The sequence below is a fragment of the Thalassococcus lentus genome (assembly GCF_028023555.1).
GTDB classification, from domain to species: domain Bacteria; phylum Pseudomonadota; class Alphaproteobacteria; order Rhodobacterales; family Rhodobacteraceae; genus Thalassococcus_A; species Thalassococcus_A lentus.
Window position 1 is genome coordinate 13,205 of the sequence record NZ_JAQIOY010000008.1, and the last position, 22,552, is coordinate 35,756.

Genomic DNA, 22,552 nt, shown 5'->3' on the forward strand with positions numbered 1-22,552 from the left:
ATGACATTGCTGACCAAGGACGAGTATCAGGCCATTGCCGCCAACATGGATTTCCGCACAGGTGCGTTCATCGATGGTGGGTTCCGGCCATCGCTGTCGGGCAACACCTTCGATACGGTCAATCCGGCAACGGGCGCGGTACTGGCACAGGTGGCGGCCTGTGGTGCAGATGATGTGGATTTCGCAGTCCAAAAGGCCCGCGAAGCCTTTGACGATGGGCGCTGGGCGCGGCTCCATCCATCCGACCGCAAGGACGTCATGATCCGTCTTTGCAAGCTGATCACCCGCAATGCCGATGAGCTCGCGGTGATGGAGAGCCTGGATTCCGGAAAAACGATTTATGACTGCGCGACCGTGGATGTCCCCGAGACGATCCAATGTCTCAAGTGGCATGCCGAATTGATCGACAAAATCTATGACCAAACGGCGCCCGCGTCTGACGACCATATCGCGATGGTGGTTCGTGAACCCATTGGCGTTGTTGGGCTGGTTCTTCCCTGGAACTTTCCACTGCTGATGTTGGCATGGAAGATCGGCCCGGCCTTGGCTGCGGGGTGTTCGGTTGTGGTTAAACCGGCGATGGAAACCTCACTTACAGCGCTGCGGTTGGCTGAACTTGCCATGGAGGCTGGATTGCCGCGGGGTGTGCTGAACATTCTTCCCGGTGGTGGCGCTGAAGTAGGTGAACCGATTGGACGGCACATGGATATCGACGCGGTTTCCTTCACAGGGTCGACTGCGACGGGGAAACGGTTTCTGACCTACGCAGGCGAAAGCAACGCAAAGGAAGTCACGTTGGAAATGGGCGGGAAGAATCCGGCGATCGTTTTGGAAGATGCCGAAAATCTCGATCGCGTTGCCCAGCACATCGTGAATGGTGCGTTCTGGAACATGGGGGAAAATTGCTCAGCCGTGTCGCGGCTGATCGTGCATAAGTCCGTCAAAGCCGATCTTCTGGCGCGGATCTCGCATCATGCAGAGCAATGGAATGTGGGCGACCCGTTGGACCCGGAAACGCGGGTCGGCGCAATGATCAGCCAAAATCACTTTGACAAGGTTTGCGGCTATCTCGAACAGGCCAAAACCGTATTGTTGGGCGGTCAGGCTAAAGATGGTTTCGTCGCGCCGACGATTGTTGCGCTGGCTGGAAATGACGAAACTCTCGCCCAAGAAGAGATCTTTGGCCCTGTCCTGTCGGTGATCGAAGTCAGTGGATTTGACGAAGCAATCGAGATTGCCAACGACACACCATATGGGCTGTGCGCCTCGATTTTCACCGCCAATATAAAGCGGGCCCTTCGCGGCGCGCGCACCCTGCGGGCAGGCACGGTGACGGTGAATAGCTATGGTGAAGGGGACAGCGCGACACCGTTTGGGGGGTACAAACAGTCGGGGTTCGGCGGCCGTGACAACGGCATTCATGCTCACGATCAATACACCCAGTTGAAAACCATCTGGGTCGATCTGGCCGATGACGAAGACGAGGCTGTCGATTGACGCGCTATACGGCGCGACAGCTGCCGCGGCATCTCGGTTCGGCGGCATGGGACGCGATTTTGCCATCACGCCCGGCGGGTCCGGTTTTGGAAGAAGATCAATCCGTTGACTTTGTCATTGTCGGTGGCGGTTTTGCTGGGTTGGCCGCGGCCCGCCGCTTGACGCAACTGGTTCCAAACAGCCGGATTGCTGTTCTCGAAGCGGGGCAACTGGCTGAAGGCGCGGCTGGCCGAAACTCCGGCTTCATGATTGATCTGCCGCATGAATTGACCAGCGATGACTATGCTGGGATGGGCGATGATAGGGCTCTTATTAGCCTCAACCGAAAAGCCCAGACCTTTGCGCAAGAGGCGGTGCAGGCGTTTGGCATCAACCCGGCGTTTTTCGATCCAAGCGGCAAAATCAACGGAGCAGGTGGCCCGGCGGCCGAAGCGCATAACCTCAGTTATGCCAGGCACCTTGAGGATCTGGGCGAAGCCTATGAAATCTTGGACGCCGCGCAAATGAAGGAGCTGACAGGCAGCACTTACTATCATTCCGGGCTCTACACGCCGGGGACGGTTCTGTTGCAACCCGCCGGGTTTATCCGGGGAATGGCGGACGGGCTTAGGGCTGATGGTGTTTCGATCTACGAAAAAAGCCCGGTCACAAGTTTCACCCAGCAGAGGCAAAGCTGGCGGGTTCAAACACCCAAGGCGACGCTTTCAACTGGCCGTGTCATTCTGACGGTTAACGGACATCTCGAAAGCTTTGGGCTGGCGCAAGGGCGTTTGATGCACCTTTTCTTGTTTGCGACGATGACACCACGACTGGATGAAAGTGTTGGCAAAAAACTGGGCGGGAAATCCCGCTGGGGGATAACGCCGTCGGATCCGATGGGAACCACTGTGCGCCGGATCGATACAGCCCAAGGTGGCGACCGGATCGTCACCCGAACCTGCGCTGTCTTGAGATCGGGCATGGTGGCGAAAACGGCAGACATGCGCCGTGCATCACGGACTATGCAGCGCAAGTTCGATAGCCGTTTCCCCCAGCTTGCAGGCATGCAAATGGAGCATACTTGGGCTGGTCATTTGTGCCTGACGTCAAACGCCAATGCCCATATGCAAGAGATCGACATGGGCGTGTTTTCGGGCTGTGTGCAAAACGGACTTGGTACCGCACGCGGCACATTGACTGGAATTGGCGCTGCCGAGATGGCCTGCGGTCAGAAAAGTGACATCACGCGCCATTTTGGTGCGCAGGTCATGCCGAAACCACTTCCACCAAAAACCTTCAGGGACATGGGCGCGAATGCCGTGATCCGGTTCAAGGAGTGGCGGGCCAAGTCCGAATAGGCTCTGTTGCGACTTGGCTCGCCTCAATGTGTTTCAAGCGATCAATAGTGTTGGTTCAATTCGTCCGCGGCCGGGATTTCACGTTCCCGCCGCGCGATGAAATCCAGAAGTGCTTCGTTCTTGTCCTCCGGAAGCACGGGTTCCTGATATTCTGCCAACAGCTTGCGGGCAAACGTCAGCGCGCGCTCGGTCGTTTCGATTGCGCCTTCTGCCATCCACTGTTCGATGGAATTATTGTCGAACAGGTCTGGCATGAAATACGCAGTTTGGAAGTTTTCTTGCGTATGCGGGTGCCCCAGATAATGTCCGCCGGGGCCAACATCGCTGACGGCGGCGATCGCATCGTCGAAACCGTTCCAATTGGGACCGGACCCCATGCGATGTGCCATCGCACATTGTTCTGCATCCACGACAAATTTAGCCACAGAGCAGTGCATTCCGGCCTCGTTCCATCCGGCGGAATGCCAGATATAGTTCGCACCTGCGTGGATCACTGCGGACAGTGTTGATGCACTTTCGTATCCCGCCTGTGCGTCCAGCACTTTTGATCCGCCCAGTGTGTTCGAGGTACGCCAAGGCACGCCGTAATGCCGGGCCATCTGACCAATCATGAAATTCATCAGACTGATTTCCGGCGTGCCCGCCATCGGCGCGCCTGACTTCATCGAAACTGTAGCCAGATAGTGACCGTAAATCGCCGGGCAACCTTTACGAATAAGTTGCGTATAGGCGAGCGCGGACAGGGCCTCGGCATTCAGTTGTGCCACCGTTGCTGGAACATTTGCGGGCGTGTTGGCGCCCCCCAGAACAAAGGGACTGCAAAGCACTGGTTGGTTGCGGCGGCAAAAGGCGCGCAATGCACCAAGCATGGTTTCGTCCCAGACCAGCGGGCTGTTTCCATTGCAGTTACCGGTCGTGACCGGGTGCGTTTCCAGAAAGTCCTCGCCGAACAGGATTGCACACATCTGCATGACATCCTCGGCGTTCTTTGGGCTGGTGGTCATGCCCATGAACATTTTGTCTGAATGCTTCATTGATGAGTAGGTGATCCGCAGATGCCGTTGACTGATCGGGTGATCGTACGGTTCCACGATGTGATGGGCGCTGGAATGCATCGCCGGCAGCATGTGCGAAAGCTTGTGAAACATCGCCAGATCATCCAGCGTCGGGTTTCGGCGTTTGTCGTCCAAATCCCGCAGGAATGGAGCGCCGGTCATCGGAACGAAAACCGAATGGCGTCCGCCGAGACGCAGGCTCTTGTCTGGATCGCGCGCATGATAAGTGAATTCTGACGGAATTGTTGCGATCAGTGACCGCACAAGCCCACGGTCAAGATACACGCGCTCGTCGACGACCTTTGCGCCTGCTTTCTTCCAGTCTGCCAGTGCGATCGGGTCCCGAAACTGCACGCCGACGTCTTCCAGAATGCGCATGGATGCGTCGTCAATTTGTTCGATCTGGGCACTATCCATAACTTCGCAAAGCGGCAATTTTCCGACCAGTCCGGGAAGCATTTCAAAGTTGGGTGCAGTGCGAATTGCGCGGCGTGCCATGCGGCCACCAGAACGGCCTTTTGTGCGGGGTGCGTCAGTCATCTCCGGCCACCTTTCAATTTTTCTGAAAGTCAATAAACACAAGGCCATAGGCATCAGAAAATGACTGTTCTGATTGCGACATTACACCTGTTCACGGGCCGCTTTTCGCCCTTGGCAACGGCCTGACAAAGGCCATGTCCGGTTCCGTTGCGGACCGCTAGACATAGCGCCTTCACCGCTGGTCATTTTAGGCGCACTGGACGCGCGTTTTTCAGGCTGCGCTACGTGGAGCTTGCCAACATACGGCCTGCACGTCTCGGTCAGAAACTTGGGCTTTGCACCAAAACGTCTGCACGCAGTTTTTCACGATCGGGCATCCGGCCAGAGAACAAATGCCACGCGTCAAAGCCCTGGCCAAAAAACAGTTCCAATCCTGAGATTGTCTTGAGGTTTTCGGCTTGGGCATTGGTTAAAAACGGTGTTTTAACAGGTGTATATACCGCATCAAAAGCCCAGTCGGCGGCTGACATGGCGGTTCGTTCCAACGGACTGCGCGGATCACCCTCCATGCCGAGGGGCGTGCAGTTGATCAGCCCGTCAGCGCCCTTTGCAGCATGCTCTGCGTGATCGAAAACCTCTACTTTTACTCTTTTATTCAAAGCCTTGAGGCTAGTGGCAAGGAGCCTTGCCTTTGCGATATCCGCATCGACACAGCGGATGCTGTTGGCCCCTAACGTGACCAGAGCAAAGGCTACTGCCTTGCCAACGCCCCCTGTGCCAATCAGGCAAACTGTGCCGGGCTCTCTGATGTCGCGGATGTGTTCAAAGGCCTGGACAAAACCGCTGTAGTCGGTGTTGTACCCGACCGGTCCGGAGGGAGAGAAAACGATGGTGTTGACGGCTCCCATCTGTGCGACGGCCGGGTCCGGCACATGCACCAATGCAGCAGCGCGTTCTTTGTACGGATAGGTCACATTCACACCGCGATAGCCGGATGTGCGGGCGTGCTCCAACACGCCTTGAAACGACAAATCCATATCCGGGGGCACCAACCGATCATATTGCACGGTGATGCCTGCATGCTGTCCGGCCAAGCGGTGCAAAAGGGGCGCTTTCGAGGTGGCGATCTTGTCGCCGATAAGGCCCAGCTTCAAATCTGTTGGTCGTGTGTCTTGCATGGCCGACTTATGATGAGGTTTCCAGCCTTTTGTGGCATCCCGGCAAGAATGTGCAACCAGCAGGTTTGCGCAACCCGCATATAAGTTTGCTCTTCAAAAAATGCTGCATCAAAGGCATAAGCCTGCGTCATGACCGACGCACAAACCCTGACACCCAAATCGCCTGTTTGCCTGATGATTTCCGGCTCTGGGCGATCGGGCACCACAATTTTGTCAGTGCTTTTGTCGCAAGGTGAAAATGTCATGAACATTGGCCAGCTGCGGGATATTTGGCTGGCTTGGGCTGGTGACGCATCCTGCACCTGCGGGCAAGGCGTCTGCGGGTGCGCCTTTTGGGGCGCAGTGCGTCAACAGACGTTTGCCGATTCAACAGCGGATGATCTGCGGCAGACCGACAAAGAAATGCGGCAGTTCATGGCGGACGCCAATGTATTGCGAGACTGGAATGACGCCTTGGCTTTACGCGCCCTTGCAGACACGCATGCCGCGTTTCTGGCCCGCCTGAAATCGGTTGTGGCAACCGTTCTTCGACTGTCCGGGGCGTCCGTTTTGGTGGACAGTTCAAAGTCACCGGAGTTTGCGCTGGCTGTGCACCTGACTGGCCTTGTGGATTTGTTTGTTCTCAATCTCGTGCGCGACCCTCGGGCGGTCGCCTGTAGCTGGGTTCGCAAAAAGCCCGGGAAAATCAATCAACGGATTGATGCGTGGACCAACCGGCAAAAACGTTTGACGGGCTGGCACGACATCGGTTCGTTGCATCACCGGGTTCTTCGGTACGAAGATTTTGTCGCTGCCCCGGCAGAGCATAGCGCGGCCGTGCTGCAATGGGTGAATGAAACGCTGCCAGACGGTGTCTTTGTGACGGACACTCAGGCGCAGGTCACTTGGGAGGATCAACATCTCTTCCCGCCGTCCAATGAAACGGTTCTTGCCGAAAAACGCGAGCAGGTAACAATTGCTGCACCGACAGAGTGGCGGCGTATGAAATACTGGCCATTACATCTGCGTGTGCTTTTGCGCAGCTTCCCACAAGGGTTGGCCTACGTTCTAAAATTTGGCCGCGCCTGAGAAAGTCATTGAAATGAAACAGAAACCTGTTCTTTTCCTGATCTGTTCCGAGCGTTCTGGATCAAATTTGATCCGGGCCATGATGGATGCGCATCCGCAGATTGCCGCGCCGCAACCATTGCACCTGATCCGCGACGTGATTGCCCGCGCGGATGCGATGGATTTTGGGCAGCGCGACAGTGCTGTCGCCAACCGGATGCTGGATCTGGTTCGGACGAGCCTGCACAAACAGTTCCCGGCAGATCAGGCAGACGAAATTGCCAACGGGGTCGAACAGGTCGAACCGTTCACGCCGCGCAACATGATGCGTGCGCTCTATGACGGGATTGCAGAACAAACCGGCGCAACGCTGGTTATGGTCAAAGAAAACGAACTGCACGAAGCGGCTGGCCAGATCATCGATGCCTTTCCGGATGCGCGCTTCGTTTTTCAAACCCGCGATCCGCGGGACTATCTGGCCTCGGCAGTCGCGCTGAAGTCGGGCCGGTTCGGGAACAAGTTCGGATCGTTCAGAAATGCAATGCAGATTTGGTCAGCTGACCAGCGGTTCGGGCTTCGGATGCTGGGTCATTTTGGGCCGGACCGGGTGTTTTTCCAACGTTACGAAGATCTCGTCGCGGACCCTGAGGGTGTTCTGCGCGATCTGTGCGCTTTTGCGGGGCTGCCCTTTGCACCTGAGATGCTGGAATTTCACCAGAGGGACAACGTTCAGGATTTTTCTGCCCGAAAGGATGCATGGAAGAACCTGGCCAAACCGGTCATGTCCGGAAACTTTAACAAGTACCGCAAGAGTCTGACGCGCCGCCAAATCCGTGCAGTCGAAGCGATGTTGGGCCCCTTGATGGACCGGCTGGGATATCGCCGTGACTTTGCCAAGGAGACAAGCCGGTTCTCATTGGTTTGGCCATCGCTGACCGAACCGTTTGAACGACGCGCCAACAAAGCGTGGACACCGTTTTTCACCGTCGCGAACAGCAAGCATCATGCTGCTTTGGATAAACAGGCCGCGCCCATCGCATTGTCTTATGCGGGGCGATCAACTGCGCAGCTTGAGCCGGGCCAGCAGGTGCCGGACCTTGCGACGCGCCTGACGACCGCTGCCAGCCAAAACCCCGACGGCCTAGCCCTGAGCATCGCTGGCGAGACGTGGACTTACGACAGGTTGTTTGGCGCTGCGGCAGCTCTGGCTGCACGACTGCCAGGGCCGAAACCCGTCGTGGCGGTCTACGCTGCTCGGCATGCGTCTTCTTACATCGGGATACTGGCAACGATTTTGGCCGGGGGCACGTATGTGCCAATCAACTGCCGGTTCCCGGATGCTCGCAATCGCGACATCCTTGCTCGGTCGGGCGCTGTTTGCATTCTGGGGGCAGATCGGTTTTCTGATGCGATCGAACGTTTGGTCGAAGGGACCAGTGTCGCGCCACTCTACCTGCCAGATGCCCCACAAAGCGACGTGCCTGACGGATGGATGCCTGCACGGGCAAGGCAACAGGACGACGCCTACATCCTCTTTACCTCTGGGTCGACGGGTATTCCCAAGGGGGTTGCAATCAGCCAGTCAAACCTTGGGGCCTATTTGGATAACGCGTTGCGCATCCTGCAACCAAAACCGCAGGATCGGTTCTCCCAAACCTTTGATCTAACGTTTGATTTGTCTGTGCATGATCTGTTTGTTGCGTGGTCGAGCGGCGCTGCCCTCTGTGTCCCGTCCGCCGAAGATTTGGCGGCGCCGGGCGCTTATCTTGAGCGTGAGCAGATCACGCAGTGGTTTTCGGTACCGACATTGGCTGCCACCGCACGTCGGACTGGCGCTTTGCAGCCCGGCGCGTTTGCCAGCCTGCGATGCGCATTGTTCTGTGGAGAAGCCCTGCCAAGCGACGTGGCAAGGGATTGGATGTTGGCCGCCCCGAAGGCCCGTGCAGAGAACTGGTACGGGCCGACCGAGGCCACCATTGCGTGCCTGCGTCACGATATAGCAAGGGACGCGGGGGATGGCGTGGTTCCAATCGGAATGCCGTTTCGGAACATGACCGCTTTGGTCATCGGTGAAGACGGAACGGAAAAACCAGATGGCGAAATAGGGGCCTTGTACCTTGGCGGTCCTCAGGTCGCCGCTGGCTATCTCAATGATCCTGAAAAAACTGCGGCGGCCTTTGTGACACTGCCGGGGCGCTCAGAACGGTTCTACGACACCGGCGATCTTGCTTCACGCAATGGCGATGTTTTGCATTTTCACGGGCGCAGGGATTTTCAGGCAAAGATCCGCGGCTACCGGGTGGAGTTGGGCGAAATTGAAACCGTGCTGCGAGGTCAAATGAACGGGGCCGAGGTTGTCGCCCTGACCTGGCCACCCGGTGAAGTGACAGCAACCCATGTTGTGGCGGCGGTTCAGACGGATCAGTCCAATCCGCGATTGGATCGAAACGCTATTCAGGAACAGCTGCCTGACTACATGATCCCATCAACGCTTTTTGGTTTGGCCGCGTTCCCAACCAATGCGAGCGGGAAGGTGGATCGGCAGGCCATAGCCAAAGCCATCGCCGCGCAGATCGACGCCAGAGAGGCCCCGGTGGGTGATGGTTTCGATTCCAAGGTTATGGCGGCGATCCTGCAGATCAAACCGACTCTGTCCGAGGACGAAGTCCGCACGGCTGATAATCTGCTGATGGCTGGATTGGACAGCCTCGACTTTGTCAATCTGACCATTGTGATTTCCGAAGACTTTGGCGTTGCGCTCGACGAAACCCGCGTTGCCCTGCTCGCCAATCTGCGTTTCGACGAATTGGTGGACAATCTGGAGCGCGGCGTCGACGCAAATGCGGCCTTGGCAGCCATTCCCGAGGAGCGGATGGTCCGAGCGAACCGGGCCATCGCCTTTCTGGCTGCGGCGCCAAGCGTGTTCTCGAAATCTGAGCCTCAGACTATATTGGCGTTCGGTTCATCCGGAACGATGCGCGGCGTTCACAGTGCTTTTGGTGAAGGCGTCGCGAAAACGGCCGGATTGCCGGTGCGCGTGTTAAATGTTGGTCTGCCGGCGCTGACGTCTGCCGGGTTGGCCAGAATGGCCGAACACATCGCGGGCCTCGCGGGCAATGCGAATATTGGGGCGATCCTGCACGAATTTGATCCTGTCTTGCTTTCGGTTGTGCCGCCAAAGGGCGATGTGGAGCTGGACGAGGCCGTATTTCATGCGGCACCGGGTACATTGCACCGGCCCAAATCGGGCGGAACCGAACTAGACTGGGATTCTGGTTTGCATGGTACGCTTGCGGCGCGCCAAGGCGCGCCGACCAAAAAGAAAAAGCCGCTGTGGGAGCGTGAAAGAGATCACGAAATCGCCTCTGTTTATCGCGGTGAAACAGCGTTTGATGCCAAAGCCGTCGATCATTGGATTGCTGCAACCCAAACGCTATGCGCTCTGGGTTCGCCTGTATTGGGATGGGTGCATCCGCTCGCTGAGGGTCATGTCGGGGGTGGGTTGCTGGAAGACGCATTGGCGCGTTGCGAAGCTGAGGCAGATGTTCGTGTTGTTCGCCCTGAGCAATTGCGTCTGGGCGCCGATTTGTTCCTGAATATCAACCATATGTCTCCCGGTCCGGGGATGCATGCGCTGACTGAACAACTGATGCAGCATGCCATTGCGTCGTTGACCAGAGGGTCGGGCACGTGATCCTCAGCCACAAGCATCGGTATATCTTTCTTCATTGTCGCAAGACCGCGGGCAGCTCGATCAGTGTGTCGTTGGCCCGGGATTTGGGACCGGACGACCTGCAATTGAGCGGCCTGAAGGAAACGCACCAAGCCGGGATAGCCTATACACGTCGGGTCATGCGCGAAGCATTGCAACTGCATGACCGGGCTGGCGCAAAACGGATCGAAGATCGGTTGCATTTGTCGGGCATGCTGGGGTCTGAACGCCGGGCAGAACGGGCCCGCAAGCTGATCCATCGGCGGTACAAGGATATTCTGGGGGACTATCCCTATCACGCGCGTGCATCCGCGATTGCCGATGCCTTTCCCACCGAATGGCGGGAATATCGAAAATTCTGTGTTGTCCGAAACCCTTGGGACAAAGTCATTTCAGACTACCACTGGCGAACACGTGATACAGATCAGCCGCCCAGTTTCGAGCAGTTCGTCAAAGCCATCCGCGATGGGGATCGGCTGGGTGGGATTGTGCCCGGCGAACCTGATAACTGGCCTCTTTACACCATTGATGATCAATTTGCGGTGGACGATGTGATCCGCTTTGAAGACATGCAAGTCCAGTTAAATGCTGTTCTGTCTGACCTTGGAGTGGCATGGGACGGATGGTTGCCCCGGGCCAAGAAGCGCAAGACAGATGCGTCCGGACAACAAAAGAACGCTGCCGTCTACACTGCTGAGCTGGCAGATATCGTCGGACAGCTGTTCCAACGCGAAGCCGAGGCTTTTGGCTACAGCGAACCCGCGAAACTATCCGAACAATAAGCGCGTTCGGGCAATACCGTTTCGCTGTTTCGGCATTGCATACAGAGTGGTTCCTTGGGTTTTGCGCGAAGTTGGCGCTATAGTGCGCAAATTCGCACGACGAGCGCGCCAACAGGCGTCTTTCTGTGCTTCGGGGAAGGAAAACTAATGTTTCAGCCAACCACTTTGGCGGAAACGCACACTGCCGACCGTGACTGTAATGTGTTGGATCAGAAAATGTATTTTCTGACCCCCGGTGCGAGTAAGAAAGCGTGATCATGCCCAATGATATTCAAATCGTGACTGAATCTGATCTGCGGCGCGTGGCAGGGCTGAACATTGAAACTGTGGATGTTATCGAAAAGGCATTTGCAACACTGGCCACGGGCGATGTGGTCATGCCCCCAATCCTGTCTATGGATATTCCGGACGCCAATGGCGAGGTTGATGTCAAAACCGCCTACCTGCCGGGGTTTGACAGTTTTGCGATCAAGGTTTCTCCGGGCTTTTTCGACAATCCAAAGCTCGGCTTGCCAAGTTTGAATGGCCTGATGATCCTGTTCTCGGCCAAAACAGGTTTGGTGGAAGCGGTTTTTCTGGACAACGGGTATCTGACCGACTTGCGGACAGCGGCAGCCGGCGCCGTGGCTGCACGCCATATGGCGATCGAAGAGGTCGAGACCGCTGGTGTCATTGGAACCGGTGTTCAGGCTAGGTTGCAGATGCGCGCTGCGCATCTGGTCAGGCCATACAAACGGCTTTTGGTACATGGCCGTGACACTGCCAAAGCCGCCGCCTGCGCGGCGGATCTGGGCCGTGATCTGGACGTCGAGGTCGAAGTCATGACCAGTGCCGGTGACGTGGTGCGTGAATCGCAATTGGTTGTTACCACGACCCCCAGCAAAACGCCCCTTGTCAAATCAGCTTGGCTGCATCCGGGCTTGCATATTACCGCCGTAGGATCTGACCAGACTGGAAAAAACGAAATCGCCGCTGATGCGCTCGCGTCGGCGGATCTTTATGTCTGTGACCGCGTCAGCCAATGCGAAATCGCTGGCGAACTTTCCGCTGCGCGTGCGGCTGGTGAAATGCTGGATGTTCAGCCTCCGGAACTGGGCGACATCATCACGGGCCGCCATCCGGGCCGGGAAACAGAAGAGGCGATCACTATCTGCGATTTGACAGGCACCGGCGCACAGGACACGGCCATCGCGAACCACGTGTACCGTCAGCTGGGCAGCGCTGGGACAATCGTCGCCGCCTGAATAACTTCAGAGGGTTTAATCGACTTTTCGGTCCCGAAGGTTGTCGAAAAGAGTCTAAAAAAGAAACAGGATAAAAGGGATTTTTCCCAGATACCTTTAAGTTTTAAAGCATTGATGCCATTATCAAGGCAAAGAAGGTATCAAATATGCCCAAAGTTGGTGAGCAGATAGCAGCGCTGCCTATGCGCTGGGATGAAGATGGCAAGCTGAAAATCCTGATGGTGACGTCCCGGGGATCGGGCCGTTGGGTCATGCCCAAAGGCTGGGAAATGGACGGCAAGAAACCGTGGCGCGCCGCCGAGATCGAGGCGCTCGAAGAGGCGGGCGCCAAGGGTTACATTTCCAAGGAATGCATCGGTACATACCGATACCCCAAGACGCTCGATGATGGCCGCATCATTCCCTGCGAAGTACGCGTTTTTCCGATGATCGTTGAAAAGCTGAAGAGGGATTGGAAAGAGCGCAAGCAGCGAAAGCGCAAATGGTTTTCACCAAAAGGCGCGGCCAAGCGGGTCGATGAACAGGAACTTTCGGATATGCTCAAGAGCTTGCAAGACAAGCCCAAGAAACGCCCGATCATTCGAAATTTGCTAAAGATGGCCTCATAAGGCCACCTTTATGGATTAGTCGACTTGCAGACCGCTCGGAACCTTGTCCGGCCTGCCCATGGGGCGCGTTGCTGCTGTCTTGCCTGTCAGCGCATGTAAAAAGGCCTCAATGTCAGCGACTTCTGCGTCGGACAAGGCCACGGGGACCACATCCAATACGCGTGCCTGCCTGGCCATCTCCAAACGGTCTTCCTGAATGATGAAATCAGCCTTTTGCAGCCACGGGACATTGGGCAGCGTTGGCTTGTTTCGTGTCCATTGCTCGCGGGCAGTGACTGGATCGGCCATGTGCCGGATCATATCGCTCAGATCACTGTAGGCGCCGTTGTGTCCGTAGGGGCCGGTCAATGCCACGTTACGAAGCGTTGGCGTGCTGAACCGATATGCATCTTCGAGCTGGTCCGTTGCGCCCATCCGTCCGACATCACGGGGGATGGGGTCGAACTTTCTGGTACGTCCCGGGCCGAAAGCTGGGAGTCCAATCGCATAGAAACCTTGATCCGTGAAAAGCGGCCCATTGTGACATTGTGCGCAATTCGCCTTTCCAAAGAACAGCTTCCGCCCACGATCGGCAGCCTCTGGCAGCGGAGTGCCCTTGGTCAGCCATTCGTCATAGGGGCTGTCGTAGCTTTGCCACTCAGAGCCGATAAAGGCTGCGATTGCGTTACCGATTTCGACAATCGTGACGTCCTCGGGTTTGTTGATGTGTTCAAAACTGTCGACAAACAACGCACCGTATTCCGGGATTGTTCGAACCCGTTTGGCAATGATTGGCCATCCTTTGTCGATACGGTCCTTCAGGGCACCTGCGACTTCGTTTTCCGCGTGTGTTCCAGCCATCTCGGCGCCAGAGGTCATCGGGAAAAGAGCTTGGGCAGCTATGATCGAGGTCAATCCTTTCGGCAGCCATTCTTCCGCGGGGGTGTCGAACCCGTTTCCATAGACATCGGACACGGAAATGCGACCATCGTGAAAAACATTCTTCACATCGCGGTGGCCGAGATTCCACAATCCGGGCGCGTTGCGCGGGATGCGTTTGATGATCCTGTTTGTTCCGTCTTCGGATACCCGTTTTGTGCCTAGCCCGATCCCACCTTCACCGATGCCAAGGCTCACGCCATCGGTTCCGTGCAGACTGTGATGGTGACAGGTGCCACAACTGATATTGCGGTTGCCTGACAGGATCTTATCATAGAACAAAAGCTGACCCAGCTTTGCTTGTTTGGCATCAAATGTCAGAAAGTCTTCTGGCTTTATCGTCTCGGCCTGAATGGGGCCGGGCAGGGAAAACAAAAGGATCAAGACATGCGCGGCACATGCCAGTCTTTTTTGCCAATTGCCTTGTTGGCTGTGTCTCTTGTGCTGCCTGCAGGGCTTTTGAAAGCGGACGCGTTGGAAGATGCGCGCGACCTGATGGAGGAAGGTCGATTTGCCGAAGCCAAAGACGCTTTCTGGCCTCTTGCGCGCGCTGGAAATGCCGATGCCGAAGAGCTGATCGGTGTCATGTACGCGCTGGGCCTCGGTGTGGAGCAGGATCATGTTCGTGCCTTTGACTGGTATTTGCGCAGTGCCATGAAAGGGCATCCTGGCGCTCAGTCCGGTGTTGGTTGGTACTATGAGGTTGGCTTGGGTATGCCGTCGCCGGATCTTGTGCGGGCCTATATGTGGTATGTGCTTAGCGCAATCGGAGGCGATCCCGACGCTGCTATCAGCCAAGAAGAAGTGATCAAAAAAATGACGCCTGATGAAATTGAGCATGCGAACCAATTGGTAAATGACTATCGAGTATGGATGTATCCATTCCGCTAAGTCTAATCGCGCCGCGTGATCACGCAACTGTGAACACCACCGCCCAGCCGCCGCGCGGTGGCCATTGTTTCCATCAGTGAAACGGTTTGGATTATCTTGGGTCATTGGTTCTTATTGTCCGGTTTTCATCCGGGAGTGAGCCAGTCTTTATTGGTCGGCTGCGGCGTGGTCCCGGGCAGGATACCCAAGGCCTTCGCCAGCATCAGCACGGTCTAATCCGACTCCGACTTCGACGGCTTCATTCAAAAACAGGTCGGGTGCACACTCCTGTGCGATGTCGATGCTTGCTGAAACGAACTGGCTTTCCAGATCGGCTTCGGTATCGACACGGGTTACGAGCCCGGAACAGGTGGCACCGTTGCTGCGCAGTATTGTGACCTCGGCACCCAGAGATATCCCGCGTTCCGTTTCGTCGGAAAGCTCTGAGATCGGGACAAAGATATCCACGGCTTTTTCATGCGGTGCATAGATTTGGGCAGCCAGCTCGCCCTCTTGCACACAGTCACCGACATTTTCGTCAAAGTTCACAAGAACGCCGTCAAACGGCGTGGTGAGGAAGAGATCCTGCAGCGTGTTTTCGGCGGCCTGTAGATCAAGCTTGCCAATTTCCAATGCGATCTCTGCCCGCGTCTTGGCCGAGCGAGCACTGGCAATCGCCTCTTGCGCGCGTTCAGCCGCGAATTCGGCATCCATGATCCGGCGCTCTACGCCTTCAAGTGTTGTCTCATTGATCAGGCCGCGGCGGAACAGGGTGCTGTTGCGTTTGAATTCGTCCCCGACGAAATCCAGCTCTTTCTTTCGGCGCACATCATCCGCGACAGCGGCATCCACCGCTAGTTGCCGCTCAGCCAGTGCGGCCTCCAGATCGAGAACGCGGGCTTCGGCGGTGCGCATCGCCAGCACCGCTGACTGATCGTCTAGACGTACAAGCTCCTGACCGGCCTGCGCCATTTGTGCACGCTTTGCCTCTTCGGACAGGGTTTGAATGCAGCCGCGCGCGCCGTAGGACAACGCATGCATATTACTGGCCCGGACTGTTCCCAGATAGATGGTATTGCCATCAGGCGTGGTGCGGACCTGCGAAAAAGCCGTTTGCGCAGTGCCGATACACAACGCCAAGGCCAATGCTGTTCTTGAAACCGTTCTTGCCGTTACATGCATCGCTGGATCCCTGTTTTGGTGCGGCCTTTGAGAAAACATACATCACAAACCGGTTTTGATAACCCATCAGGTATCTCGGAATGACCAAATGACCATGCCGGAAATGCAACGAGGCGCGGATGAACCGCGCCTCGTCTTTGTTCGATTTGCCAAGTAGGCCTTACTGCATGTCAGCAGCGCGTGCCGCTTCGATCATGGCTTCGACCTTCGAAACTTCGGCGCTCATGGCGTCAAAGATCTTTGCGCCGCCATCGACGTTGCTCTTGAACCAGTCAAACACAGGCGCAGCCGCTTCTTTGAAAGCTGCCTTTTCCGCAGGGCTTGGAACATAGAGATCGCCGCCACCGGCTACGAAATCTTCGTAGGCCTGGATCGACTTGCGCTTTGGCGAAGCAAAGGTAGCCTGCTGCAGCTGGTAGAAACCGTCAACAACGACGCGCTTCATGTCATCTGGCATGCCCATGAACTTTTCGTTGTTCATGAACCACAGAGCGCCCATGTACGCGTGGCCATCAAGGGTTACATACTGCAGACCAGCTTCTGGGAACTTCATGTTCATGATGTCGGTGATGCCGTTTTTGGAACCTTCGACAACACCAGTCTGGAAGCTGGTGAACAGTTCAGGCCATGGAATCGGGGTCGGGGAGGCACCCAGTGCCTTGACCAGTTCCTGTGGAAGATCGGCAACAACAGTCCGGATCTTCAGGCCTTCCATGTCGCCGGGCGACGCCACACGGCGCTGCGTGTTGGCAAAGTTGCGCCAGCCGCCGGTGTTGCCAACGGTCATCAGGCGGATCGCGTCACCGGATGCTTCCAGTGTCATGGACTGCATGGTTTTCATGAAGTCGGTGCCGCCTGCCAGAACTGCTTCGGCCACACGGTCATCTGCCATCAGGTAAGGAAGATCCAGAACCTGAACGAAGGGGAAGATGCCAGCAGCACCACCGGAGGTGGAGATGTAGACATCGATCGAGCCGTCCGCGATGCCCTGAAGGCACTCGGTGCCGTTCGAGCAAAGCTGTGTGCCGATGAAGAGTTCCACGCCGATTGCGCCGTTGGAGGCCGCTTCAACGTAGTTTTTGAAAACGATCAGACCGTCATAGTCTTCGTCGTTTTCATTCGAGTTGGCCGTGGCGCGGATTGTGAATTCCTGTGCCGAAGCAGCGATGGCGCTGCCTGCCAGAAGCGCCGCTGTCATGGACGCTTTGATTAGACCTTTGAGCATTTGGTTCTCCCTGAGCTTTTCGTTTAGGTCGGTTATGGGCCGGAGCCCGGCGGATTATTCTGCGAAACCGGTAAGGCGCGGAATGGTCATGGAAATTTCCGGAATAAAGGTGATGAGGAAGATCACGATGATCTCGACTGCGAGGAACGGCAGGATTGCCTTGGAGATGGATTCAACCTTTTCGCCACTGACCGAACTGGCAACGAACAGCACCAGCCCCATTGGCGGTGTTGCCAGGCCAACAGTCAGGTTCACCGACATGATGATCGCGAAATGAATTGGATCGACGCCAAGACTGGTGAAGATCGGCCCGAGGATTGGCCCCAGAATGATGATCGCTGGCCCGGCATCGAGGAACATGCCGACTATGAAAAGCAGCAGGTTGATCAGGAACAACAGGACCAGCGGATTTTCAGACAGTGACAGAATGAATTCGGCCAACTGTTCCGGTGCATGGGACAGCGATACCACTGTCTTGAAGGCCATGGCGGCCCCTACCAAAAGCAGCACCACTGCCGAGGTCATCGCCGCACGCATCAGAACGTCCGGCAGGTCACGGGTCTTGAGAGTACCCAGAATGAACATGCCGACCACGATGGCATAGGCGGCAGCAACCGCGGCGGCTTCTGTTGGGGTGAAGACACCGCCCAGAATGCCCCCTAGAATAATGACCGGCGTCAGCAGCGGGAAGAATGCCTTCAGGCTGGCCTGCCCGCGTTCGCCCCATGTCGCCTTGGAGCGGGAAGCCGGGAAGTCGTATTTGTCGGCCATGAACTTGACCATGACCATCAGTCCCACGCCAACCATGATGCCGGGTACGATGCCCGCCAGGAACAGCGCAGCAACGCTTTCACCCATCACATAGGCGTAGATAATCATGATGCCCGAGGGCGGAATAATCGGGCCGATCACCGACGAGGCCGCGGTGATCGCAGCCGCAAAACGGCGGCTGTAGCCTTCTTTTTCCATCGCGGGGATCAACATGGATCCAAGCGCGGAAGTATCGGCGACAGCCGACCCGGACAGCCCTGCAAACAGCATCGAAGACAGTACGTTCACGTGGGCCAGCCCGCCGCGCAGGTGCCCCATCATGGCTTGGGAAAACTCAACAAGACGCTCGGTGATCCCGCCGCGGTTCATGAGTTCGCCGGCCAGCATGAAGAAGGGGATCGCCATCAGCGGAAAGCTGTCCATGCCGTTGTAGACATTGCGATAGAGCAGCGAGAGTTCGCGTTCCTGACCGTTCAGAAACAGCAGGATACCGGGCGCGGCCAGCAGACCAAAGAAGACCGGCAAACCGATCATCAAAAAGACGAGGAACAGGGGAAGGAACCATACAAGCATCAGTCAGCTCCTACCGGAAGATCTGCATCCATTTGCGGACGCAGGCGGTCTTCTCCGCCCATCAAAGTAACCACGGCGCGCAAAATGAGTTCGATGTTCACCGCCAAAAGCAGCCAAACGCCGATCCACAGAGACAGGAAGGACAAAGCCAGTGGCATCTTGGTCCAGCCAAATTCAAAACCGATCCCGGGTTTGCGCGTGCAAAGGGTCAGGTTCAAATCCGTCAAAGGGATTGGCATGTTGAATTCAAACTTGAACGGAACCCACAGGGTTGAGCTTTTGAACAGGCAACCCGAGAAGACATGTTTGTACCCAAGCTGCGTAGCCACGATCAGCACGATCAGTGAAAGGCTCAGAAGAGCAAGGCCGAGCAGCGCCGCGACGCGTTTGGGCAAGGCCGCCTCGAGCATGTCGATCGCCACGAAACCGCCCCGGCGATAGGCCAGCGGCGCGATCATCCCTGTCATCCACAACATGAGAAAACGGGCCAGTTCCTCGGGCCATGGCAACGCATTGTTCAGGACATAGCGAAAAAAGACCTGCACCAGAATGGCAACCACCATCAGCCCAATGGCGACGGTTGCAAACCGACGCCCAAAGCGCAGCACTACGTCGTTGAACCATTGCAAGGGACGCAAAAGCATCAGCAATGCGGCCATCGGCCGTCCTCCTCCCGTTTTTGCGCCCTGTTTTCTGTTTTACTTGGGCGCGGCTTATGTCGTTTCGGTGAAACCTCCGTATTTTCCACCGAAGAACAGCAGGGGATCACCCTGCCGTGTGGTCACACGGGACACCCGCGCAACAATAATTGAATGGTCGCCCGCATCGTGGGTCGCTGTGGTCTCGCACTCAAAGCGGGACAGGCAACCATTTAGCAAAGGCACTCCAGCATCACTGGTCTCCCAGTCGCAGTCGTCAAAGGCATTGCCAGACCGGGCGAAACCGCCACACAGTCCAAACTGTTCGTCGCCCATGACATGAACGGCAAAGTGTTTGGCGGCCATGAAAAATGGATAGCGCGAACTGCCTTTCGCCGGGGACCACAACACCAGCGGCGGATCCAGCGAAACAGACGCAAAGCTGTTGGCCGTGATCCCCATTGGGCCCGTCGGCGTATTGCAGGTGATAACCGTCACGCCCGTTCCGAACCGACCCAATGCCTCGCGGAATGCGCGGGGATCGGCCTCGGCTGGATCAAAACTTTGTGGTTGGGCGTTCATTGTGTGGCCTCAAGCGACTTCGCGGCCAAGCGCTTCGGTGTAAAGTTCAAACCATGTCTCCCGGTCCATTTGGACCTTTGCAGCATCGCTGATGCTGGCAATCCGGTCCAGATTATTGGTGCCGAGGACAGGTAGAATGTTTGCGGGGTGGGCCAATAGCCAAGCGATGGCAACGGCTGAATCTTCTACGCCAGCGGCTTTGCCAATTGATTGAAGCTTGGAGCGCAGGCCAGCATTTGATCCATCGAACAGCGCTCCGCCGCCCAAGGGGGACCATGCCATTGGTGACACGCCAAGGCGCTGAAGGTGCGCAAGATCGCCGTTCACAAAGGGTTCGTGACACAGCAGGCTCATTTCAATCTGGTTCGTCGCCAGTTTGGTGTTCATAGCTGACTGTAGCAGATCCCAGTCATATGGGCGGAAATTCGAAACGCCCACCGCGCGAACCTTGCCGCTGGCCACGACCTCATCCAGGGCAGCGCCGGTTTCATGGTGATCCATCAGCGGATCCGGGCGATGGATCAGCAACAGATCAATATGGTCAATCTTCATAAGGCGCAGAGAATGGTCCACGGACGCCAAAATGTGTGCGCGCGATGTATCGTAATACTTGACGCGCGCATCGGCATATCGGCCAACCGGCGCAACGATATCGCATTTGGTGACGATCTCGATCTTGTTGCGGATCTCGGACGTCATCGCGTTGCCCAGAACCTCTTCGGCCTCATAGCCACCATAGATGTCTGCCTGGTCCATCGTTGTGATGCCCTGATCCAGGCAGGCCGCAATCTTGTTGCGGACATGGTCTGCGCTGGTGTCCGTGTCGTCGCCAAGACGCCACATGCCATAAACAAGGCGGCTGACTTCGAGGGCGTCATTCAGTGTGATGCGGTCCATTTAGCGTCGTTCTCCTGCGCCAAGCGGGGTCAACGGTGTCGCGCCCGGCTTGCGGCCATATGCTTCGTTCAGTTGTACGGTTTTCATCTGAGGCAGCACGCGGCTGCCGAAATGGCGGCATTCATCAATGTGTGGATAACCAGACAGGATGAAGGCGCGAATGCCCATCTTTTGATAGTCTTCCAGCGCGCTCAAAACCTGATCGGTCGAACCAACCAGCGCAGCGCCGCATCCGGATCGTGCGCGGCCAACTCCGGTCCAAAGGTTGGGTTCGATGAAACCCTCCATGTCCGCAAGTTCCCGGTTTTTTGCCTGATGCGACACACCCAGTGAACTCGAATCAAGGGCCCGTTCGCGGATCGCGGTTCCTTGGTCGTCGTTCAGCTTGCTAACCAGATGCTGAGCGTATTCGCGCGCTTCGTTTTCGGTGTCGCGTACAATCACATGGACCCGAAGTCCGTAATCCAGAGTGCGCTCGTATTTTTCGGCGACCGCGTTCACCGCGCGCATACGCTCTGCCAGCATGTCCTTGGTCTCGGGCCACATCAGATAGACGTCGCAGTGCTGGCCGCACAGTTCGAGAGCGTCAGGGCTGTATCCACCAAAATAGAGAAGCGGGCCGCCGGTTTGATAGGGGCGGGCGGGGTCGGTCGTCAGGCCGTCGGAAAAGTCATAGACCTCGCCCTTGTAAGTGATCTGGTCCTGTGTCCACGCCTGTTTGAGAATCTCGACCACTTCGCGCGACCGCTGGTATCGGAAGGGCGAGGGTTCTTTCTGGCCGGGGAAATCTGAACTGATGATGTTCACAGTCAGTCGGCCTTCCAGCATGTGATCCAACGTAGCGACTGTGCGGGCCAGCATGATTGGCTGCATTTCACCACAGCGAACCGCAGCAAGCAGATTGATCTTGTCCGTGATCGGCGCGCAGCCAGCGACGAAACTCAAGGTGTCTTGTCCGACCTGATAAGAGGACGGGCACAGGATGTTTCTGAAGCCTTGGTTTTCCGCTTCCTGCACGATCGAAGAACAATGCGCCCAGCTGGAGCGGAGCTTGCCATCGGGAACACCCAGGAATTCGTAGTCATCCGAACACAGTGCCGAAAACCACGACACTTCGACTCCGTCCAGATCCGGGGAGGTGATGGGCACGATGGTCATAAGATGCCTTTCGAGTGCGACTTTTCTATTGCGTAGCACCACGCTTGATGTAGATCAATAGTGTATCAATTCTCTTTTTGGTTCTCGTCCATGGCCGATCCACACGCCTTGCCACTCCATATCCAGATTAGCGAAATGCTGATCCGGGACATTCATGCCGGGCGTCTGGTTGATGGAGAGCGGCTGCCACCAGAGAGAATCATGGCGGAAAATCTGGGAATCTCGGTTGGCACACTCAGGCGGGCGCTTGCTGATCTAACTGAAAAGCGAATGCTTGAACGGGTGCAGGGTTCGGGAAACTACATTCGCGCCCGGACAGACGCGAAATCCGTCTATGCCTTCTTTCGGGTCGAACTGCTGGAAGGGGGTGGATTGCCAACGGCTGAATTGTTGTCCGTTGAAAAGCGCACCAAAGACAAAGACCTTCCGACTTTTGGAACCGCTCCCGACGCACATTGTATTCGGCGTTTGCGTAGTCTTGGCGGTAAACCGGCTGTCTTGGAGGAAATCTGGCTGGATGCCAGCTATGCCGATGCCATTACGCCCCAGGACATGTCCGAGTCGCTGTACCTCTACTATCGCGAGGCTTTGGGGCTTTGGATTACCCGGGCCGAGGATCGGTTGGGCATGGCGCCGGTTCCGGATTGGGCTCCGCCGTCTTTTGGTCTGCGGCCGAATACCCAAACAGTCATGGCAACGCGTATCAGCTGGTCTCAGGATGGAACGCGTGCCGAAGTATCTCGAAACTGGATAGACACCAATCTGGCCACCTATGTGGCGCGGATCGCATGAAGGAAT

19 protein-coding genes are annotated in these 22,552 nt (G+C 56.6%); 9 read left to right on the top strand and 10 right to left on the bottom strand.

Features of this window, described 5'->3' with window-relative positions:
* Positions 1-1,497, top strand: coding sequence for an aldehyde dehydrogenase (locus PFY00_RS15900; RefSeq protein WP_271433579.1), 1,497 nt, complete (start codon positions 1-3; stop codon positions 1,495-1,497).
* Complete coding sequence (locus PFY00_RS15905; RefSeq protein WP_271433580.1) at positions 1,494-2,834, top strand: NAD(P)/FAD-dependent oxidoreductase; 1,341 nt, start codon at positions 1,494-1,496, stop codon at positions 2,832-2,834. The genes PFY00_RS15900 and PFY00_RS15905 overlap by 4 nt, the downstream gene beginning before the upstream one ends.
* Positions 2,835-2,875: 41 nt before the next feature.
* On the opposite strand, the gene PFY00_RS15910 is transcribed toward PFY00_RS15905, so the two are convergent.
* Both PFY00_RS15910 and PFY00_RS15915 read right to left on the bottom strand, forming a co-directional pair.
* Positions 2,876-4,429 carry a trimethylamine methyltransferase family protein gene (locus PFY00_RS15910; protein ID WP_271433581.1) on the bottom strand — a complete coding sequence of 518 codons (1,554 nt, stop codon included), beginning with the start codon at positions 4,427-4,429 and terminating at the stop codon, positions 2,876-2,878.
* A gap of 260 nt (positions 4,430-4,689) precedes the next feature.
* Positions 4,690-5,547 carry a shikimate dehydrogenase family protein gene (locus PFY00_RS15915; protein ID WP_271433582.1) on the bottom strand — a complete coding sequence of 286 codons (858 nt, stop codon included), beginning with the start codon at positions 5,545-5,547 and terminating at the stop codon, positions 4,690-4,692.
* Positions 5,548-5,676: 129 nt separating this feature from the next.
* Between PFY00_RS15915 and PFY00_RS15920 the strand changes: the two genes are divergently transcribed.
* The 5 genes from PFY00_RS15920 (at position 5,677) to PFY00_RS15940 (ending at position 12,940) form a co-directional block, all read left to right on the top strand.
* Complete coding sequence (locus PFY00_RS15920; RefSeq protein WP_271433583.1) at positions 5,677-6,615, top strand: sulfotransferase; 939 nt, start codon at positions 5,677-5,679, stop codon at positions 6,613-6,615.
* A gap of 13 nt (positions 6,616-6,628) precedes the next feature.
* Positions 6,629-10,288 (top strand): amino acid adenylation domain-containing protein, encoded by a 3,660-nt coding sequence (locus PFY00_RS15925; protein WP_271433584.1) that lies wholly within the window; start codon positions 6,629-6,631, stop codon positions 10,286-10,288.
* On the top strand, positions 10,285-11,088 hold the full coding sequence (locus PFY00_RS15930; RefSeq protein WP_271433585.1) for a sulfotransferase family 2 domain-containing protein: 804 nt from the start codon (positions 10,285-10,287) through the stop codon (positions 11,086-11,088). The genes PFY00_RS15925 and PFY00_RS15930 overlap by 4 nt, the downstream gene beginning before the upstream one ends.
* A gap of 257 nt (positions 11,089-11,345) precedes the next feature.
* On the top strand, positions 11,346-12,332 hold the full coding sequence (locus PFY00_RS15935) for a cyclodeaminase (protein ID WP_271433586.1): 987 nt from the start codon (positions 11,346-11,348) through the stop codon (positions 12,330-12,332).
* A gap of 182 nt (positions 12,333-12,514) precedes the next feature.
* The gene (locus PFY00_RS15940; protein WP_271433587.1) at positions 12,515-12,940 is read left to right on the top strand and encodes an NUDIX hydrolase; all 426 of its coding nucleotides are present in this window, start codon (positions 12,515-12,517) and stop codon (positions 12,938-12,940) included.
* Between the two features lie 15 nt (positions 12,941-12,955).
* Here the strand turns inward: PFY00_RS15940 and PFY00_RS15945 are convergent, their stop codons facing one another.
* On the bottom strand, positions 12,956-14,242 hold the full coding sequence (locus PFY00_RS15945; RefSeq protein ID WP_271433588.1) for a cytochrome-c peroxidase: 1,287 nt from the start codon (positions 14,240-14,242) through the stop codon (positions 12,956-12,958).
* A 111-nt stretch (positions 14,243-14,353) separates the two neighbouring features.
* On the opposite strand from PFY00_RS15945, the gene PFY00_RS15950 reads away from it, so the two are divergent.
* Positions 14,354-14,749, top strand: coding sequence for a tetratricopeptide repeat protein (locus PFY00_RS15950; protein ID WP_271433723.1), 396 nt, complete (start codon positions 14,354-14,356; stop codon positions 14,747-14,749).
* 147 nt (positions 14,750-14,896) lie between these two features.
* Here PFY00_RS15950 and PFY00_RS15955 read toward each other — a convergent pair whose 3' ends face one another.
* From PFY00_RS15955 to PFY00_RS15985, 7 genes are all read right to left on the bottom strand, one after another.
* A complete protein-coding gene (locus PFY00_RS15955; RefSeq protein ID WP_271433589.1) occupies positions 14,897-15,910 on the bottom strand; it encodes an HlyD family efflux transporter periplasmic adaptor subunit in 1,014 nt (337 codons plus the stop codon).
* 160 nt (positions 15,911-16,070) lie between these two features.
* Entirely contained in the window at positions 16,071-17,135 is a 1,065-nt protein-coding gene (dctP, locus tag PFY00_RS15960) for a TRAP transporter substrate-binding protein DctP (protein WP_271433590.1), read from the bottom strand.
* Positions 17,136-17,189: 54 nt separating this feature from the next.
* On the bottom strand, positions 17,190-18,479 hold the full coding sequence (locus tag PFY00_RS15965; protein ID WP_271433591.1) for a TRAP transporter large permease: 1,290 nt from the start codon (positions 18,477-18,479) through the stop codon (positions 17,190-17,192).
* Entirely contained in the window at positions 18,479-19,138 is a 660-nt protein-coding gene (locus PFY00_RS15970; protein WP_271433592.1) for a TRAP transporter small permease, read from the bottom strand. Before PFY00_RS15970 ends, PFY00_RS15965 begins: the two co-directional genes overlap by 1 nt.
* Positions 19,139-19,192: 54 nt before the next feature.
* Positions 19,193-19,699 (bottom strand): flavin reductase family protein, encoded by a 507-nt coding sequence (locus PFY00_RS15975; RefSeq protein WP_271433593.1) that lies wholly within the window; start codon positions 19,697-19,699, stop codon positions 19,193-19,195.
* A gap of 9 nt (positions 19,700-19,708) precedes the next feature.
* Positions 19,709-20,596, bottom strand: coding sequence for an aldo/keto reductase (locus tag PFY00_RS15980; RefSeq protein ID WP_271433594.1), 888 nt, complete (start codon positions 20,594-20,596; stop codon positions 19,709-19,711).
* Positions 20,597-21,754, bottom strand: a complete 1,158-nt coding sequence (locus PFY00_RS15985; RefSeq protein WP_271433595.1) for an LLM class flavin-dependent oxidoreductase — start codon at positions 21,752-21,754, stop codon at positions 20,597-20,599.
* A gap of 90 nt (positions 21,755-21,844) precedes the next feature.
* Here PFY00_RS15985 and PFY00_RS15990 point away from each other — a divergent pair, with 90 nt between their 5' ends.
* Positions 21,845-22,546: a GntR family transcriptional regulator gene (locus PFY00_RS15990; protein ID WP_271433596.1), complete on the top strand. Its 702-nt coding sequence runs from the start codon at positions 21,845-21,847 to the stop codon at positions 22,544-22,546.
* Positions 22,547-22,552 lie beyond the last annotated feature (6 nt).